The sequence below is a fragment of the Sphingomonas phyllosphaerae genome (assembly GCF_029623345.1).
Lineage (GTDB): Bacteria > Pseudomonadota > Alphaproteobacteria > Sphingomonadales > Sphingomonadaceae > Sphingomonas > Sphingomonas phyllosphaerae_C.
In genome coordinates, this window is the sequence record NZ_JAPYKH010000020.1 from 1 (window position 1) to 16,479 (window position 16,479).

Genomic DNA, 16,479 nt, shown 5'->3' on the forward strand with positions numbered 1-16,479 from the left:
CCGCGCAGCCGTCGGTGAACTCGAACACCGAGCGGATGTCATCCTCGTCGACGTTCGCCGGAACTGCGATCGACCAGGCGAGATAGGAGACCTCGGGGTCGATCGAGGCGAGCGGCGGCAGCGCCGCGACGTCGCACGACAGCACGCGCCCACCCATGCGACTCAGCTCGCGCAGCAGCAGCAGCGGTTCGCCGCCGTTATCGAGCGCGTTGGGGGTGGGCTTGAAGGTGACCAGCCAGTCGTGCGGTCCGGCCGCCGCGGGAGCGTCGGCCGCGGGAGCGACGTCACCCAGCAAAGCCATCAGGTCGTCGAAATCGTCACCAAGGCTGATCGGGGCGGGAGTGAAGGCGATCTCGTCCTCGGCCGCGGTCGGCGCCAGCGGTGCGGCGGTCTCGGCGGCCTCGTCGCCGCTGGCAGCCGCGATCAGCCGCGCCAGCATCACCCCGTCGTCGGGTGCCTCGCCTGAGTCGCGCGCCGCCGCGACATGGTCAGCGAGCATGTCGAAGGCCGCGACGATCAGGTTGGTGAGCGCCGGGGTAAGCGTCAGCGCGCCGCTGCGGAGCAGGTCGAGCAGCGTCTCATATTGATGCGTATAGGCCTGGAGCCGCTCGTGTCCGAATGCACCCGCGCCACCCTTGATCGAGTGGACCGCGCGGAAGATGCCGTTGATGGTCTCGGCGTCGTAATTTTCGGCTCGCAGTGCGGCGAACGCGCCTTCCATGCCGGCCAGGCCTTCCTCGCACTCCTGGAAGAAGATCTGCTGGATTGCGTCGAGATCCAAGACGTCTGCTCCTGTGAACCGGGCGGCGCGCGCTTAGGCGGCGGAGAGGTCGACCGCGGCGAGCGCGGCGGCGTCGGCGAAGGGGATGCTGACCGCGGTCAGAGCGAAGCTCTGCCCCTCCGCGACCGCCGCGGCGCGCGCGGCGATCAGGATCTGGAGGCAAGCCTGCCCGATCTGCTCCACCGCGCTGCCGTCGATCGTGAGCGGCTGCGCCTGCTCCACCAGCTTCTTCAGCGCGACGCGGAGGGGCGGCGCGGCGGCGGTGTCGAGACGGGGAGGCAGCACGTACGCCATGGCGGGTTCCTGGTCAGTCGGGCGGGCGGCGGCATCGGATTGATCACTCGCCGCGGCGAGGACCAGCCGACACCTATCCCATCCCCCAATATAGCGCGTCGGGCGACCGGGTTGGTCCCGGGCGGTGCCGCTGCGCCGACTTCCTCATGGACGTGCCGTCCTAAGATGACGTTAAACACGGTTCCAGTGAGAACGATTGCACGGACGACGCCGAGATGGCACGGCCTGAGGCGGTCGAGCAAGAAATCGGTGCGGTTAAGTGGATGGAAAGCACTTTCCAGTACTGTCGGGATCGGCGCGGCGCGCTGTCGCTCCAGTGGATAGACTGACGAGTGTTTGAGCAACATCTTGATTTTGAGCCGGACGCTGGTGAGCTGCGGCGTCAGGCCCGCGTGGCGCGGACGATCGGCTCGCCCATGGTTGCGGCGGTACTCGAATCGGGCGCGCGCCAGCTGGCGCGGGCGCCGCTCACCGCGGCGGTGTTCGCGCGTTGGCCGGGCGACCGTTCCGCCGCGGCGCTGGCGATGCGCTTGAACGCGGCGCTTCACGCGCTCGCGCGACGCAACACGCCGGCACGGCTCGGCGCCCTGTACCGCGGCGAGCACCGCGACGTCGACGGCGCGATCGGCGAGGCGCTTACCGCGCATGACGCCTTTATCGCCGAGTGGATGCAGCATACGCCGCAGACCAACGAGGTAGGGCGCGCGGCGGCGATCCTCGCCGCGCTCAAGGTCGTGCGCACGCGCTTCGACCTGCCGGTCGAGCTGCTCGAGATCGGCGCAAGCGCCGGCCTCAACCTCAACCTGCATCGCTACGCCTATAACCTCGGCGGCGTCGCGGCAGGCGATTCCGCCTCGCCCGTTCGGATCGCCCCCGAGTGGGTGGGACCGCCACCGCCCGACGCGCCGGTCGAGCTGGTCGCGGCGCGCGGCGTCGATTTGGCGCCGCTCGATCCGACCGATGCCGCCACGTGCGAGCGGCTGATGGCCTTCGTCTTCGTCGATCAGTCGGCACGGTCGCGGCGGCTCGAAAGCGCGTTGGCGCTGGCACGACGGTGGCGGCCGCAGGTGGAGCGCGGCGACGCCGTGGCATGGCTGGGCGATCGTCTTGTCGAGCCGACGCTGCCGGGGCGCTGTCGCGCGATCGTCCACTCGATGGTGACGCAATATCTGGGCGCGTCGGCGCGCGCCGCGCTCGACGCGGCGATCGCCACCGCCGGTGCGGCGGCGACGAGCGAGCGACCGCTGGTGCGCATCGGCTTCGAGTGGACCGAGGACCGCGCCGCAGTGTTGTTGACGCTCACCAGCTTTCCGGACGGTGAGGCGCAGGTGCTGGCGGAGTGTCACCCTTATGGCGCTGCGATCACGTGGCGCCCCCCACACACGTCGCGTTAACGAGGTATCGAATTGTTTTCTCGAGATATCCCTATGTGAAGCGGCGGATATTGAGCGAAACGGGTAAGTTATTCGCCGTTAAGCTGCGATCCGATCAAGGTGTCCCGCCTATTTTTCTCCTGCCGCGACCGATGCGCGACGCGCTGCGACGTCGCCGGCCAGGGAGAAGAGATAGTGAGGATCATTAGGCTTCTATTTCTCACAACAGCCGCTTCGGCGCTGATGGTGCCGACGGTGGTGACCGCCGAGGCGACGCCGCGCGCGCCCAGCAACGATACGGTGAGCACCGGCGTGGCGCGCGCGCGCAACCCGCTGGACAGCGCCACCTCGACCAGCGTCCTCCACGAAGAGGACATCGAGCGGCTCGGCGCGCGCGGCGTGGGCGACCTGCTCCGCGACGTGCCCGGCCTGCGCTCCGACGCGGCCGCCGGCGAGGGCAACGGGACGCTGACGGTGCGCGGCCTGCCCGCCGCCTCGAGCGGCGCCAAGTTCATCCAGGTGCAGGAGGATGGCCTTCCCGTTCTCGAATTCGGCGATATCTTCGGCGCCGCCGGGGTCGATCTCGTCCGGACCGATCTGATGCTGTCGCAGGTCGAGGTGATCCGCGGCGGCTCGGCCTCCACCTTCGCTTCCAACTCGCCCGGCGGCGTGATCAACTTTATCTCGAAGAGCGGCGAAGTGCAGGGCGGCGCAGTCGCGCTCAGCAGCGGCCTCGATTATCGCTCGTCGCGCGCGGACGTCACCTATGGCGGTCCGCTCGGGAACGGCTGGCGCTTCCAGGCGGGCGGCTTCTTCCGCCAGGGGCAGGGGCCGCGCCGCACCGGCTTTGATGCGCAGAAGGGGGGACAGTTCAAGTTCAACGTCACGCACGATCTGGGCAGCGGCTATGTGCGCCTCTACGGCAAGTATCTGAACGACCGGACGCCGTTCTACGACGTCGTGCCCTTCTTCTACGGCGGCACGGAGGATCGGCCGAAGCTGGGGCGCGTGAAGGGCTTCGACGTGCTGCACGACGCGCTCTCGTCGCGCTACCTGCGTGATTTCCTGGTGCTGGATCGGCGCAACAACGTGATCTCCGCCGACCTGCGCGACGGCCAGCACCTGCGCGATCGATCGGTCGGTGTCGAGGCGCAATTCGACCTGGGCGGGTGGCTGGTGCAGGAGCGGCTACGCTATGCCGGCATCAACGGTGTCGTCACGACACCGTACACGAGCGCCTACAGCGAGATCAACGACGGCGTCGACTACGTCACGTCAGGCCTCGACCACTCGCTTGGGGGCGCGGCGATCTATGCGGTGGGGCCGCGGGCGGGTCAGCGGTTGGTGTCGAGCCGTGCGCAACCGCTGAACGGCAACGGGCTGAGTGCCGGGCTCGTCCTGCTCGACATGCCGATCAACAGCTACGACGACGTCACGAACGAGGTGCGGATCAGTCGGCGGTTCGACGTCGGCGCGGGCGAGGTGACCGCGACGGGCGGCCTGTACACGGCGCGTCAGACGATCGATCGTGACCTCTTCTGGGTAACGGTTCTAACCGACCTGCGTGGTAACGGTCTCTCCGCCCCGATCGACATGCTGACGCAGCGGGGTAAGCGACTGACGGACAATGGCATTATCACTTACGATAACGCCTTTAGACGGGGGGCTCGGCGCTCCGTGCAGACCGACAATTCGGTAAACGCGCCGTTTGCCTCGCTCAACTACCATGCTGGCAGGATGTCGATCGGGGGCAGCGTGCGCTACGACCACGGGAGCGCGAACGGGCAAGCCTGGGGACCGGAAGCGGGCTATGTTAGGCTCGACATCGACCGCAATGGTATCGTGTCGGCGCCGGAAGAGAGAGTGCAGACGACCGATTTCCAGAAGTCGGCGCCGGTCAGCTACAGCTATCAGTATCTCTCTTACTCGACCGGGATCACTTATCGGGTGATCGAGTCGTTGGCTGCGTTCGCGCGATACAGCCGTGGTGCACGCACGCCGGCTACTCGCTTACTGTTCCATGGCGAGCTTAACCGTGACGGTAGTCTCCGCAACAAGGCTGCCGCGGTCAACAGCGTCCGCCAGGCCGAAGCGGGCGCGAAATTTCGGACCGAGAAGGTGGCGTTGAACCTCACCGGGTTCTGGGCGACGACCTTCGACGACAATTACGATCTGATTCGATCCCGCCCGATCCAGCGCGACTATTTGGCCAGAGGCGCCGAGTTCGAGGGTTCGCTGCGGCTCGGTATCCTAGGAATCCGCGCCGGGGCGACGTATACCAACGCCAAGATCGACAAGGATTATCTTGATCCGACCTTGACCGGCCATGCGCCGCGAGCACAGCCTAGGTTGATCTTCCAGGCGTCGCCCGAAATCGATCTGCCGCGCCTTGCCTTCGGCGCGACCTTCATCGGGGCGACGCGGAGCTTCGCGCAGGAGGAGAACAGGCTGGTGATCCCGGCGGCGATGACCACCAACGCCTTCTTCGAGGTGCGGCCTGCCGATCGGCTGCGCGTGACCGTCACCGCCAGCAACCTCTTCGACACGGTCGCGCTGGCCGGGCTGGATACGCCCTGGCGGCCGGAGCAGGACAGCCAGGGTAAGGAGGGCACCCCGCTGATCTATGCTCGCCCGCTGACCGGTCGCACGATCGCGACGACCTTGAAGGTCGATTTTTAACCAATATGGGTCATCCCTCGACCAGACGCGGGATGACCCGGTTTTAGCATGATAAGAGGGTACAGCCCGCGTGACGGATCAACGCCGGCCGGACAGAGGGATCGTACGATGATCAGGGGAATAAGCATCCCCCGCAAGCTGGCGGTGTCGTTCTTCGTCATCATCGGCACCGCGGCGGTGATGCTTGCGGTATTCTTCGCCAACGTCTGGATGATCCGCGATGCGACCGAGGACAATAATCGCGCGCAGACGATCTATGCCAAGGCGCTGACGCTCGAGACCTCGCTGCTGCGCGAGAACAGCCAGCTGCGCGGCTATCTCGTCACCGGGGACAAGAGCTATCTCAAATCCTACGACGAGGCGCGCACGGAATATGATCGTGCCGCGGCCGAGCTCGGCGCGCTGCTGACCGATCCGACCGAGCATCGCCTGTTCGAGACCGGACGCGGCGAGGCGATGAAGTGGCGGCGCGACTGGAGCGACCGACTGGTCGCGATGGTCAAGGCCGGCAAGCGCGAGGCGGCCGAACAGGTGGTGCGCGACGCCGGCAAGGCGGTGCTGACCAGCGCCGCGATCCTGCCGCTGCGCGACGTGCGCGACCGCGAAACCGAGGCGATGCAGCGCAACGCCGCGCGGCAGGAGAATGCGCTCGCCAGCGCGACGGTGGCGCTGGTGATCGGCGGACTGGTGTTGATCGCGGTCGCGGTGGTGCTGGCAGTGGTGCTCAGCCGCAGCATCGCGCGCCCGATCAGCTCGCTGACCAGGCGGATGGCCGATCTGGCGAACGGCAAGCTCGACATCAGCGTGCCGGCTGACCGGCGCGACGAGCTGGGTGACATGGCGCGCGCCGTGATCGTCTTCCGCGACGCGGCGCGCGCCAAGCTGACCGCCGACACCGAGCGCGAGTTGGCGATGGCCGCGATCGGCGACGGTCTGCGTCGTCTCGCCCAGGCGGATCTGACCGTGCGGCTCACCGACGTGCCGCGCTCGTTCGAGCAGATCGCGCACGACTTCAACGATGCGGTCGGCAAGCTGTCCGATCTCACCAGGAACGTGCGCGGCAGCGTCCACACGATCAAGCGCAACGCCGACGAGATCAGCCAGGCGGCGCGCGCGCTTTCCGGGCGGAGCGAGCAGCAGGCCGCGAGCCTTCGCGAGACTGCCGCAGCGATGGACGAGATCACCGCGACCGTGCGCACCGGCGCCACCAACGCCGCCAACGCGAACAGCGCGATGGCCGAGGCGCGCACCGAGGCGGAGCAGGGTGGGGCGGTGGTGCGCCGGTCGGTGCAGGCAATGAACGGGATTGATCAGGCCAGTCGCGAGATCGCCGACATCATCAGCGTGATCGATGGCATCGCCTTCCAGACCAACCTGCTGGCGCTCAACGCGGGCGTCGAGGCGGCGCGCGCGGGTGACGCGGGCCGGGGCTTCGCGGTCGTCGCATCCGAAGTTCGCGCCCTGGCGCAGCGATCCGCCGACGCGGCCTCGGACGTGAAGTCGCGAATTCTCTCTGCGATCGAGCACGTTCAATCGGGTGTCGAACTGGTCGACGCCACCGGCAAGGCGCTCGATCGCATCATTGAGCGCGTGGTCAGCGTCAGCACGATCATGGGAACGATCGCGCGCTCGTCGGACGATCAGGCGCAGAGTCTCGGTCAGGTCAATATCGCGATCGGTGAGATGGACTCGGTGACGCAACAGAACGCCGCCATGGTGGAGGAATCGACTGCGGCGTCGCAGATGCTCGCGCATGAGGCCGAGCAGCTGGCAGGCGCGGTCGCTATCTTCACGATCGAGCAGGCGGCCGCGCCGGAATCGATCCGCGTCGCGAGGGCGACGACCGCGCCCGCGCGCGAAGCGCGCCCGGTCGCCGCTACGCGGCCGGCACGCGGCCCGATCCGCTTGGTCGCCAAGAGCGGGTCAGTGCCCAAGGAGGACGATTGGTCGTCCTTCTGAGCGTCGTCGTCGCAGCATGACGCGGCACCGTCGCGAGTTGCTCGATGCGGCTTCCGGCTCGGTACGGCGTGGCGCGAGGCTGTGCGACGCCGCAGACGAGGAGTGAAAAGCGCCCTACGCGTAAGCGCGCGCCGCTGCGGAGCCAAGCTGCTCATATATCGTCGCCGGGCGGGTGGAATGAAAAGCGGGACTGTCCTTGATCGGGCGCACGCGCGGATGCTCGGAAGGCGGACGCAGCCCGGTCGATGATCGCGGCGAGCGGAGAAGACAGATCGTGATGTGGCCCCCGCTGGGCTGCCATCCGGTCGGAACGAAATACGCGGCGAGGGTGCGGTGACTTCTGCGCGGCAGGGTCTCGTCGGTGAGCGGCGCCGATATCTTGTCCCGAAGCCATGTTCGCGGTGCGCTCGCGGCGACCATGCTCTCGTTGACGTCGGCTTCGAGGTGACCATGATCTCGTCGTCCTCGGCTCCGAGCCGGCAGCACTCTGCGGCTCGTCCTCGGATGAGCGATGCTGCGTGTGGTCCAGGCCGGCGAGGCGATGGAGCCGCGACGGAGCTCACCGGCGGTGGTCGGGCCAGGTGGAAGGTCAAGCCGACCGCGGCGAAGTCGACGTTGACCTGCCGCTGCGCCAAACGCCGCTCGCACGCCAAGCCAGGGCGATCATCGTCCCGCAGCTACCGCGGCGGAGCGGCTGTACGGTGCCGCGACCTCGCCGAGGTTGCGATCGCGCCGACCAGCACATTGATTTCGGCGATCCGCGCGATCATCCGCTCGAGCGGCTGAGCGGTCTCCCTGACCAGCCCGACACCCGCATCGCCCTGATGGGTTGAGGTGGTGATCTTGGTCTTGACGTCGCGCGCCGAATCGGTCGAGCGCTGCGCGAGCGCGTAAACCTCGGAGGCGACCACGGCGAAGCCCTTCCCCGCATCGCCCGCGCGCGCCGCCTCGACACCCGCGTTGAGCGCCAGCAGGTTGGTTTGGAAGGCGATGCCGTCGATGACGCTGATGATGTCGCTGATTTCGTGCGAGGCGCGCCCGATCCCGCCCAGCGCCTTCACCGCGCGGCGCACTACGACGCCCGACTGCTCGGCCTCGGCGCGCGTGTCGCACGCCACCGTGTTGGCGCGGGTCGCGCTGCTGGCGGTCTCGCGCACGGTGGCGGTGATCTGCTCCATCGCCGCGGGGGTTTCCTCCAGGCTGGCGGCCTGCTGCTCGGTGCGGCGCGAGAAGTCGTCGGAATCGAGATGGATCCGAGCATGCGCGCGTAGCTGGTCACATAACAGGTAGATAATGTGCACGCGTGAAGCCGAGATGCGCGAGCTTGTCGGAAGAGCAAGGAACGGACAACCGACCCCTAAAGGTCAGCTGCCCGTTCCTATCGTTATCGGGTCAACGATCGTTTGAGCACGGTGCTCGACTGCGGTCGGATCAGAACTCCGACCAGTCGTCCTGCGCGACCGCGAGGGCGGTGCCGTTGGTGCCGGTCACGCTGCGCTGGCGGGCGCCGCGTGCGATCTCACGGCCGGCGCTCGCCGCGCGCGATTGCAGCTCGTGGACCGGCGAGGCCGCGGGAACGATCGCGGCCGCGGGGCGGCTCTTGGTCAAGCGGAAGCGTGCCACCTGCGCCGCCAGCTGGGTAGCCTCGTCCGCCAGGCTGCGCGCCGCTGCGGTGGCTTCCTCGACCATCGCGGCGTTCTGCTGCGTCACGCCGTCCATCTCGCTGACCGCGGTGTTGATCTGCTGCAGCCCGGTGGCCTGGTGCTTGGCCGAGTTGGCGATCGTCGCCACCAGTGTGCTGATCTCGCCGATGCGGGTAATGATCCGCTCCAACGCGCTGCCGGTCTCGCTGACGAGCCCGACACCGGCATCGACCTGATCGGTGGAGGCGGTGATCTTCGCCTTGACGTCGCGCGCGGCGTCGGCGGACCGCTGCGCCAGTGCGCGCACCTCGGAGGCGACCACCGCGAAGCCGCGTCCCGCGTCGCCTGCGCGCGCGGCCTCGACGCCGGCGTTGAGCGCCAGCAAGTTGGTCTGGAAGGCGATACCGTCGATGACGCTGATGATCTCGCTGATCTCGTTGGAGGCGCGCTCGATCCCGCCCATCGCCGCGACCGCGCGACGGACGACGGCGCCCGAATGCTCCGCCTCCTCGCGGGCGCCAGTGACGGCACGGTGCGCGCGATCGGCGCCATCGGCGGTTTCGCGCACGGTGGAGGTGATCTGCTCCATCGCCGCGGCGGTCTCTTCCAGGCTCGCCGCCTGCTGCTCGGTGCGCTGCGAGAGCTCGTCCGACGCGCTGCGGATGTCCGCCGCGCCGTTATCGATGCCTTGACTGGCCGCGGTCACCGCGCCGAGCACGTCCGACATCGCCTCCATCGCGCGATTGTAGTCGAGGCGGAGCCGATCATAGTCGGCGTAGAAGGCGGTCTCGATACGATAGGTCAGATCGTTCGCGGCGAGCCGCTCCAGCCCGGTGCCAAGCGAGGTGACGACAACGCGTTGCGCCGCCGAGGATTCTTCTAGCGCGACGCCGTTGCGGCGAAACACGTCCATCGCCTTGGTCATCCGGCCGACACAGTCGCCGTGATCGGTGTAGCGGATCGGCGTCGTGAAGTCACCCTTGGCGAGTCCCTCCATGCGCACCACCGTGTCGACATAGGGATCGCACACCATTTTACGCGCGACCAGCGTCACGATGACGATTGCGGCCCAGGCTGCGCCCGCAATGCCGATGAGGCGCGTGTTCGCTGCCGCACATGCCGTGGTCGCCACGGGGACGGCGGCCAGCGTGCTGTAGGTGACGAGCAGCGCGGTGAACTTCGTCCGTATCGGCGCCTGCGCCTTGAACCAATGAAACATAGGGTTTTCTTCCCACCTTCCCGGGTCGGACCGCGTGGCGGACCACCTTCTCTCCGCCATCGGTATACCGAATCAGCTAAACTTAAGTAAATGGTTGCGCCAATAGATCCTGAGCCCGGCGAGCAAGGAAAAGGCGTTTTGTCGCAAGAAAGATAGTTGGTTGGAGCCGGCTCGAAGTGACAGCAGCAGCATCTTTTTCAGGGTTCGCTTGAAAAATCCGTCGTATCTCAGCGACATCTTTATGCAGGCTACGCATGGTAAGTATCGAGGATAGTGAAACAGCGAGTAACCACGCCAAATCACTAAAGTCGGTCAAGCGACAGAGGGAAGGAATGGCGCGCCCGGAGGGACTCGAACCCCCGACCAAGGAGGTAGAAGCTCCTTGCTCTATCCAGCTGAGCTACGGGCGCCCGCCACTGTGCCTAGCGCGGATTGAAGCCGGAAGGAATGGTCGGCATGATCGCGCGCATGGCCGAGCCCTCGCGCACCCCGCCGCCGACCGACGCCGCGCGCGTCGCCGCGGCGCATTTTCGCTACTATGATCTGGTAATGGCGGCGTTCGTCGCGATCCTGCTGTTGTCCAACGTGCTCGGCGCCGGCAAGGTCGCTCGGGTGGCGCTGCCCGGCATCGGCGACTGGCCGTTCGGCGCAGGAATCCTGTTCTTCCCCGTCAGCTATATCATCGGCGACGTGTTGACCGAGGTGTATGGCTATGCGCACGCGCGGCGCGTCATCTGGGTCGGCTTTGCCGCGACGGTCTTCATGGCGGTGATGGCCTGGGTGGTGGTGGCGCTGCCGCCCGCGCCCGACTGGGGCAATCAGGCGGCCTATGAAGCGGTGTTCGGCCAGGTGCCGCGGATCGTCTTCGCCAGCATGTGCGCCTTCTGGGCGGGCGAGTTCGTCAACTCCTACGTGCTCGCGCGGATGAAGGTGCTGACAGAAGGGCGCCACCTGTGGATGCGCACGATCGGCTCGACGATCGCCGGGCAGGGGGTGGACAGCCTGATCTTCTACCCGCTCGCCTTCCTCGGCGCGCCGGGCTGGACGCCGCATCTGGTGGTGGTCGTGCTGTTCACGCAATGGGCGCTGAAGACAGGCTGGGAGGCGGCGCTGACGCCGCTGACCTATCTGGTGGTCGGCTGGCTCAAGCGGGTCGAAGGCGTCGACGTTTACGACCGGGAGACGAACTTTACCCCGTTCCGCGCGCGGGTGTGAGCCGGGTCACGCTCCGGCGGACGGTGCGGCTCAGGCGCCGACCACCTCGAGCAGGCCCTCGAACAGTCGCCGCCCGTCATCGCCGCCGTGCGCAGGCTCGACCCGACGCTCCGGGTGCGGCATCAGGCCCAGCACGTTGCCCTGCGCGCTGAGCACGCCCGCGATATCGCGCGCGCTGCCGTTGACCGGCTCGGCGTAACGGAAGGCGACTCGGCCCTCGCCCTCGAGCCGGTCGAGCGTGTCGGCGTCGGCGACGTAATTGCCGTCATGATGCGCCACCGGGAAGACGACCCGCTCACCCGCGGCATAGCGGCGGGTGAAGGCGCTTTGCGCATTGTCGACCGCCAGCGTCACGTCCCGGCAGACGAAGTTGAGCCCGGCGTTGCGCATCAGCGCGCCCGGCAGCAGCCCCGCCTCGGTCAGCACCTGAAAGCCGTTGCACACGCCCAGCACCGGCAGGCCGCGCTCGGCGCCGCTCGCCACCGCGCGCATGATCGGCGACCGCGCTGCCATCGCGCCCGAGCGCAAATAATCACCGTAGGAGAAGCCGCCCGGCACCGCGACCAGGCCGACGCCCTCGGGCAGCTCGGTGTCGCGATGCCACACCATCGCCGGCGCGCGCCCGGTCACCCGCTCCAGCGCGACCGCGATGTCGCGATCGCAGTTCGAACCCGGGAAGACGATGACCGCGGTCTTCACGCGCGCTCGACCCGGTAGTTCTCGATCACGGTGTTGGCGAGCAGCTGGCGGCACATCGAGTCGACCTCCGCGTCGGACGTGCCCTCGGCGACGTCGAGCTCGATCAGCTTGCCGACGCGCGCGCCGGCCACACCCTGGAAGCCGAGCCCGGCGAGCGCGTGCTCGATTGCTTTGCCCTGGGGGTCGAGCACGCCGGGCTTGAGCGTGACATGGATGCGCAGTTTCATGGTTGCGCGCTATGCCGCGGCGCGCCGTGCGGGGCAACCTCCCACCGCGGCGCGGCCACGATCACTTGCCGCGGCGCTTGCGGTGACTCTCCATGTCGAGCACCGCGGTTTCGCCGCCTTCGGGAAACAGGCCGAGCCGGCGCGCGACCTCCTGATAGGCCTCGACTTCGCCGCCGAGGTCGCGACGGAAGCGATCCTTGTCGAGCTTCTCGTTCGATTCCATGTCCCACAGCCGGCAGCCATCGGGGCTGATCTCGTCCGCCAGGATGATGCGGCTATAGTCATTATCCCAGATGCGCCCGAATTCGAGCTTGAAGTCGACCAGCCGGATGCCGACGCCGGCGAACAGGCCGCTGAGAAAGTCGTTCACCCGGATCGCCAGATCGGCGATGTCGTGCATCTCGTCCTGGCTGGCCCAGCCGAAGGCGGCGATATGCTCGTCCGAGATCATCGGATCGCCGAGCGCGTCGTCCTTGTAATAATATTCGAGGATCGTGCGCGGCAGCTTGACCCCCTCCTCGATCCCGAGCCGCTTCGACAGCGAGCCCGCGGCGACGTTGCGCACCACGACCTCGATCGGGACGATCTCGACCTGGCGGATCAGCTGCTCGCGCATATTGAGACGCCGAATGAAGTGGGTCGGCACGCCGATATGATCGAGCAGCGTGAAGATATGCTCGCTGATGCGATTGTTGAGCACGCCTTTGCCGTTGATCGTGCCCTTCTTCTGCGCGTTGAAGGCGGTGGCGTCGTCCTTGAAATATTGGATCAGCGTGCCCGGCTCAGGACCCTCGTAGAGGATCTTGGCCTTGCCCTCGTAGATCTGCCGCCGCCGTGCCATCGCTCACCCTCGGAAAAGGAACGCCCCGGCGGAGCAGGTCGCGCAGCCGGGGCGGGAATCATGCGGCCTATAGGGTAACGGCGGGGTGGCTGCAAATCGCCTTAACGGGCGAAGGCGCGCGCGAGCAGCCGCTTGGTTTCGGCCCAGGCGGGCGTCTCGGGTGCGACCAGTTCGACATGGCCGGTCAGCGGAACGGTGTGGAGCGCAACGCGATCCCCCGCCGCCTTGGCGCGCGCGACATAATCGGTGGCGAGGCGGTAGGGAATGATCCGGTCCTCGCGCCCGTTGACGAGATCCTGCGGCACACCGAGCGGTAGCAGCCGCGGCACCGATGTGTCGGCGTAGGGATCGGCGCGGCCGCCTCCGACCAATCGTTCCACCACCGCGGTGCCGCAGCCGTTGTCGGGGCTGGCGGCGGTCGCCTCAAGGTCGGGCAGCCCGCCCAGGCTGATGACGTGCGCGAGCGGCAGCGGGTCGGCGCGGTACAGCGGGCTGTCCGCAGGGACGCGGGTGCGTCCCGCCAGCCAGAGGGCGAGATGACCGCCGGCCGAGTGGCCGACCGCGACGACGCGGCGCAGGTCGAGCCCGAGCGCGGGCCCCGCGGTCCGCAGCAGGTCGGTTGCCGCGGCAGCGTCGGCGAACGTCCCCGGATAGCCGCCGCCGGGACGGTCGACGCCGCGATAGTCGATGTTCCACACCGCATAACCGGCATTGCGCAGGTCGTCGGCAACCCAGTTCATCAGCTTCCGGTCGGCGATCTCGGTCTGCCAGCAGCCGCCATGGACCATCAGCACGATCGGATAGGGTCGCGCACCGCGTGGCAGCCACACGTCCACCTTCTGCATCGAGTCGCTGCCGTAGGAGAAGGTGCGGTCGGGCGACGGTTGCGGGCGCGCAGTCAAATCGGCCCAGGTCAACGGTCGATGCGGTGCGCTCGGGGCTGTCATCGTCGGCGAGCATGACGTGAGCAGCAGCGCTGCGGCAAGCGCCCGACGAGTCACGAGCGTGCCCCGCTCGGCACCCGTCGGGGTTCGGTTGCAGGGGACCTGCCGCGCTCGCGCCAGAGCGCGGGCAGGGTCAGCAATGCCACGCCGACAACTGCCGCCAGCGTCCGCGCCCAGACCGGGAAGGGCCCGTAGCGCTGGTCGACGTAATAGACGCCGTACACAATCGCGACGTGCCAGACGTAGACGTAGAGCGAGTGGCGTCCGAGCAGGCGAAGGAACGCGACTGAGAACAGCCCGCACACCACGCCAGCGGCCTGCCGTACCCAGGCGCGTGCGTGCTGCGGACCGGCGATCATCAGCCACGCCAGCCCGATCGCCACGGCGGCAAAGTTGACGAGATAGACCAGGCTGAAGTCGGCGCGTACCTCAAGCAACTCGATGCGCCTGATCGCCACGTCGGGCAGGATGCCGCGCGCGGTGAGCAGCCGAATGGGCAGGAAGAACAGGCACACCGCCAGCGCGATCTTGGCGACGCCGCTCGCCTCGGCTCGGAAAAGCCGATGCCAGTCGATCCGCCCGGAGGCGGTAAGCGCGCCCGCGATCATTCCGGAGAAGAACACGATCTGCCAGCCGAGCAGGTTGAATCCGGCGCGCAGTCCCTGGCCGTCCGAGGCGGTGAACCAGCGCCCGAGCGGGTCGGTCAGGGCGTGCTGGAAGCCGAGCTGTCCCGCCAGCCACAGCAACCCTGAGACGGTCGCCACCATGGCGGCCCGCCCTTCGCGGCACAGCTTCAGCACTGGCGGCGCGATCAGCATGTACAGCACGTATTGTGGCAGAATGTCCATGACCGTGGGCTGGAACACGAAGGTGGCGATCGCGAAGAGCCGCAGCGGCTCGCCGGTGAGGCTGGTATGGCCGAGCCAATTGCCCCACAGCCGCGCCGCGTCCGGCAGCACCAGCCGCGCGAGCAGCACCGCGATCACGATCGCCATCGCGTAGCGATACAGCTCGAAGGCGCGCGCCCAGACCAGCCGGCTGGCGGCGGGGGCGCCGAGCTTGAGCATCTTGCGGCCATAGACCAGCCCGATCATGAGGCCGGACAGGAAGACGAAGCCCTGCGCGTCCTCGACATAAGCGAACTGATTGTGATTGATCCGCTGCAGCCAGAGCTCGCCCTGGAAGACGAGATGGTTGATCAGCATGAAGACGAGGAAGAAGCCGCGCAGGCCGTCGATCATCCCGTAACGTGGCAAACAGCGGCTCCCGTGCGTGGCGTCGGTGCGCGGCGGCCCGAGGCGCACCGGCGCACCCGCGTGTAGCGCACGACCCGCGCCGATCGATACCGCCGCGCCTCCGCTCGTCCCGGAAAGCGCGGCGGTGATCGCTCAGCGCGCGGGTTTCCGGGCGGCCCGCCAAGGCGCGGCGAAGCGCCGGCGCTGCAATGCGGCAATCCCACCAACCAGCGATTCGACGAACTTGTGGACACCGCCCGACAGCGTCTCGTGATGCCGGGCAAAGGCTTCGCTCTCGAAATCCATGTTCATGACCGTCCTCCATTGCTGGAGCGGCATCGATACGGTTCGCAGGCGCAGCACGCCAACAAAGAGCTGGCCCAAGTTGATAAGTGGCGCTTATGCTACAAGGATGCGCCAGCTCCCGCCGCTCGCTGCCGTCCGCGTGTTCGAGGCCGCCGCGCGGCACGAGAATTTTACCGCCGCCGCGGGTGAGCTGAGGATGACGCAGGCGGCGGTGAGCTACCAGATCCGGCTGCTCGAGCAGCGGCTCGGCGTGCCCTTATTCCGTCGCGAGCGCCGCCGCGTCACGCTCACCGAGGCGGGGCGTCGCGCCGGCGCGCAGCTCGCCGCGGCGTTCGACTCGATCGACGCCGCCTTCGCCGGGTTGCGCGTTGAGGACGAAGCGGTGCTGACCGTCTCGGTCACCAACACCTTCGCCAACACGTGGCTGGCGTGGCGGCTCGGCGGCTTCCACCTCGCGCACCCGTCCACGGCGGTGCGGCTGTGGACCAGCAACGCACTGGCCGACTTCGCCGCCGACGAGGTGGACGTCGCGATCCGCTCGGGGCCTGGCGGCTGGGCGGGGCTGGCGCAGCACGAACTGCTGCCGCTCGACTTCACGCCGATGTGCTCGCCCGGCTTCCTCGCCGAGCAGGGCGGGCGGCTTGACCCGGTCGACCTCCTCCAGTTGCCGCTGATCAGCGCGCAGGATCCGTGGTGGGCGCAGTGGTTGCGCGAGGCGGGACTCGACGTGGTCGAGGCGCGTCGAACCGGTATGCGACTCGACTCGCAGGCACACGAGGGACACGCCGCGATCGCGGGGCAGGGCGTGGCGATGCTGACGCCCTTTTTCTGGCACAACGATCTGGTCGCGGGGCGGCTCGTGCGCCCGTTTGCGCAGCTCTCATCGATGGGGGAGGCCTATTGGTTGGTCTACCCAGAGGCCCGCGCCAAAGTAGTCAAAATCCGGCGTTTTCGCGAGTGGCTGATCGAGGCGCTGGACCGCGACCGCGCCGCCGCGGGCGGCTGAGCCGACGCGTCACGGGCGCGGAACGGTTGTGGAACGGCCCCGCGCGCTGCTAGCAGCC

14 protein-coding genes, 1 tRNA gene and 1 pseudogene are annotated in these 16,479 nt (G+C 67.9%); 5 read left to right on the forward strand and 11 right to left on the reverse strand.

What is annotated here, in order from left to right:
- Together QBJ89_RS16030 and QBJ89_RS16035 are read right to left on the reverse strand one after the other, a co-directional pair.
- A partial coding sequence (locus QBJ89_RS16030) for an Hpt domain-containing protein (RefSeq protein ID WP_277981483.1) occupies window positions 1–781 on the reverse strand: 781 nt, incomplete at its 3' end.
- 33 nt (window positions 782–814) lie between these two features.
- A complete protein-coding gene (locus tag QBJ89_RS16035) occupies window positions 815–1,075 on the reverse strand; it encodes an STAS domain-containing protein (RefSeq protein WP_277981484.1) in 261 nt (86 codons plus the stop codon).
- 332 nt (window positions 1,076–1,407) lie between these two features.
- Here QBJ89_RS16035 and QBJ89_RS16040 point away from each other — a divergent pair, with 332 nt between their 5' ends.
- The 3 genes from QBJ89_RS16040 to QBJ89_RS16050 all read left to right on the forward strand — a co-directional run bounded on the left by QBJ89_RS16040 (window position 1,408) and on the right by QBJ89_RS16050 (window position 7,086).
- The gene (locus tag QBJ89_RS16040; RefSeq protein ID WP_277981485.1) at window positions 1,408–2,469 is read left to right on the forward strand and encodes a DUF2332 domain-containing protein; all 1,062 of its coding nucleotides are present in this window, start codon (window positions 1,408–1,410) and stop codon (window positions 2,467–2,469) included.
- Window positions 2,470–2,643: 174 nt separating this feature from the next.
- Complete coding sequence (locus QBJ89_RS16045) at window positions 2,644–5,127, forward strand: TonB-dependent receptor (protein WP_277981486.1); 2,484 nt, start codon at window positions 2,644–2,646, stop codon at window positions 5,125–5,127.
- A 108-nt stretch (window positions 5,128–5,235) separates the two neighbouring features.
- A complete protein-coding gene (locus QBJ89_RS16050; RefSeq protein WP_277981487.1) occupies window positions 5,236–7,086 on the forward strand; it encodes a methyl-accepting chemotaxis protein in 1,851 nt (616 codons plus the stop codon).
- 704 nt (window positions 7,087–7,790) lie between these two features.
- On the opposite strand, the pseudogene QBJ89_RS16055 reads toward QBJ89_RS16050, so the two are convergent.
- The 3 genes and pseudogenes from QBJ89_RS16055 to QBJ89_RS16065 form a co-directional block, all read right to left on the reverse strand.
- Window positions 7,791–8,327: pseudogene (locus tag QBJ89_RS16055) on the reverse strand (methyl-accepting chemotaxis protein); the annotation flags it as partial.
- Between the two features lie 190 nt (window positions 8,328–8,517).
- A complete protein-coding gene (locus QBJ89_RS16060; RefSeq protein WP_277981488.1) occupies window positions 8,518–9,948 on the reverse strand; it encodes a methyl-accepting chemotaxis protein in 1,431 nt (476 codons plus the stop codon).
- Between the two features lie 333 nt (window positions 9,949–10,281).
- Window positions 10,282–10,358: transfer RNA gene (locus tag QBJ89_RS16065), tRNA-Arg, on the reverse strand.
- Window positions 10,359–10,416: 58 nt separating this feature from the next.
- Here QBJ89_RS16065 and QBJ89_RS16070 point away from each other — a divergent pair.
- The gene (locus QBJ89_RS16070) at window positions 10,417–11,163 is read left to right on the forward strand and encodes a queuosine precursor transporter (RefSeq protein ID WP_277981554.1); all 747 of its coding nucleotides are present in this window, start codon (window positions 10,417–10,419) and stop codon (window positions 11,161–11,163) included.
- A 30-nt stretch (window positions 11,164–11,193) separates the two neighbouring features.
- Here QBJ89_RS16070 and purQ read toward each other — a convergent pair whose 3' ends face one another.
- The 6 genes from purQ to QBJ89_RS16100 form a co-directional block, all read right to left on the reverse strand.
- The gene (purQ, locus tag QBJ89_RS16075) at window positions 11,194–11,862 is read right to left on the reverse strand and encodes a phosphoribosylformylglycinamidine synthase subunit PurQ (RefSeq protein WP_277981489.1); all 669 of its coding nucleotides are present in this window, start codon (window positions 11,860–11,862) and stop codon (window positions 11,194–11,196) included.
- Complete coding sequence (purS, locus tag QBJ89_RS16080) at window positions 11,859–12,089, reverse strand: phosphoribosylformylglycinamidine synthase subunit PurS (RefSeq protein WP_277981490.1); 231 nt, start codon at window positions 12,087–12,089, stop codon at window positions 11,859–11,861. The genes purQ and purS overlap by 4 nt, the downstream gene beginning before the upstream one ends.
- A 61-nt stretch (window positions 12,090–12,150) precedes the next feature.
- Window positions 12,151–12,930: a phosphoribosylaminoimidazolesuccinocarboxamide synthase gene (gene purC, locus QBJ89_RS16085; protein WP_132907417.1), complete on the reverse strand. Its 780-nt coding sequence runs from the start codon at window positions 12,928–12,930 to the stop codon at window positions 12,151–12,153.
- Between the two features lie 101 nt (window positions 12,931–13,031).
- Entirely contained in the window at window positions 13,032–13,877 is an 846-nt protein-coding gene (locus tag QBJ89_RS16090) for an alpha/beta hydrolase family protein (protein WP_277981491.1), read from the reverse strand.
- 50 nt (window positions 13,878–13,927) lie between these two features.
- Window positions 13,928–15,115: an OpgC family protein gene (locus QBJ89_RS16095; RefSeq protein ID WP_277981492.1), complete on the reverse strand. Its 1,188-nt coding sequence runs from the start codon at window positions 15,113–15,115 to the stop codon at window positions 13,928–13,930.
- A 147-nt stretch (window positions 15,116–15,262) separates the two neighbouring features.
- Window positions 15,263–15,421, reverse strand: a complete 159-nt coding sequence (locus tag QBJ89_RS16100; RefSeq protein ID WP_277981493.1) for a hypothetical protein — start codon at window positions 15,419–15,421, stop codon at window positions 15,263–15,265.
- Window positions 15,422–15,521: 100 nt separating this feature from the next.
- Here QBJ89_RS16100 and gcvA point away from each other — a divergent pair, with 100 nt between their 5' ends.
- Window positions 15,522–16,421 carry a transcriptional regulator GcvA gene (gene gcvA / locus QBJ89_RS16105; RefSeq protein WP_277981494.1) on the forward strand — a complete coding sequence of 300 codons (900 nt, stop codon included), beginning with the start codon at window positions 15,522–15,524 and terminating at the stop codon, window positions 16,419–16,421.
- Window positions 16,422–16,479: the final 58 nt, after the last annotated feature.

Bases quoted from the DNA above. Each gene is read 5' to 3' on its own strand.
- QBJ89_RS16035 (WP_277981484.1), bottom strand. From the start codon at position 1,075: ATGGCGTACGTGCTGCCTCCCCGTCTCGACACCGCCGCCGCGCCGCCC.
- QBJ89_RS16050 (WP_277981487.1), top strand. From the start codon at position 5,236: ATGATCAGGGGAATAAGCATCCCCCGCAAGCTGGCGGTGTCGTTCTTC.
- QBJ89_RS16060 (WP_277981488.1), bottom strand. From the start codon at position 9,948: ATGTTTCATTGGTTCAAGGCGCAGGCGCCGATACGGACGAAGTTCACC.
- QBJ89_RS16070 (WP_277981554.1), top strand. From the start codon at position 10,417: ATGGCCGAGCCCTCGCGCACCCCGCCGCCGACCGACGCCGCGCGCGTC.
- purS (WP_277981490.1), bottom strand. From the start codon at position 12,089: ATGAAACTGCGCATCCATGTCACGCTCAAGCCCGGCGTGCTCGACCCC.
- purC (WP_132907417.1), bottom strand. From the start codon at position 12,930: ATGGCACGGCGGCGGCAGATCTACGAGGGCAAGGCCAAGATCCTCTAC.
- QBJ89_RS16090 (WP_277981491.1), bottom strand. From the start codon at position 13,877: ATGACAGCCCCGAGCGCACCGCATCGACCGTTGACCTGGGCCGATTTG.
- QBJ89_RS16095 (WP_277981492.1), bottom strand. From the start codon at position 15,115: ATGATCGACGGCCTGCGCGGCTTCTTCCTCGTCTTCATGCTGATCAAC.
- QBJ89_RS16100 (WP_277981493.1), bottom strand. From the start codon at position 15,421: ATGAACATGGATTTCGAGAGCGAAGCCTTTGCCCGGCATCACGAGACG.
- gcvA (WP_277981494.1), top strand. From the start codon at position 15,522: ATGCGCCAGCTCCCGCCGCTCGCTGCCGTCCGCGTGTTCGAGGCCGCC.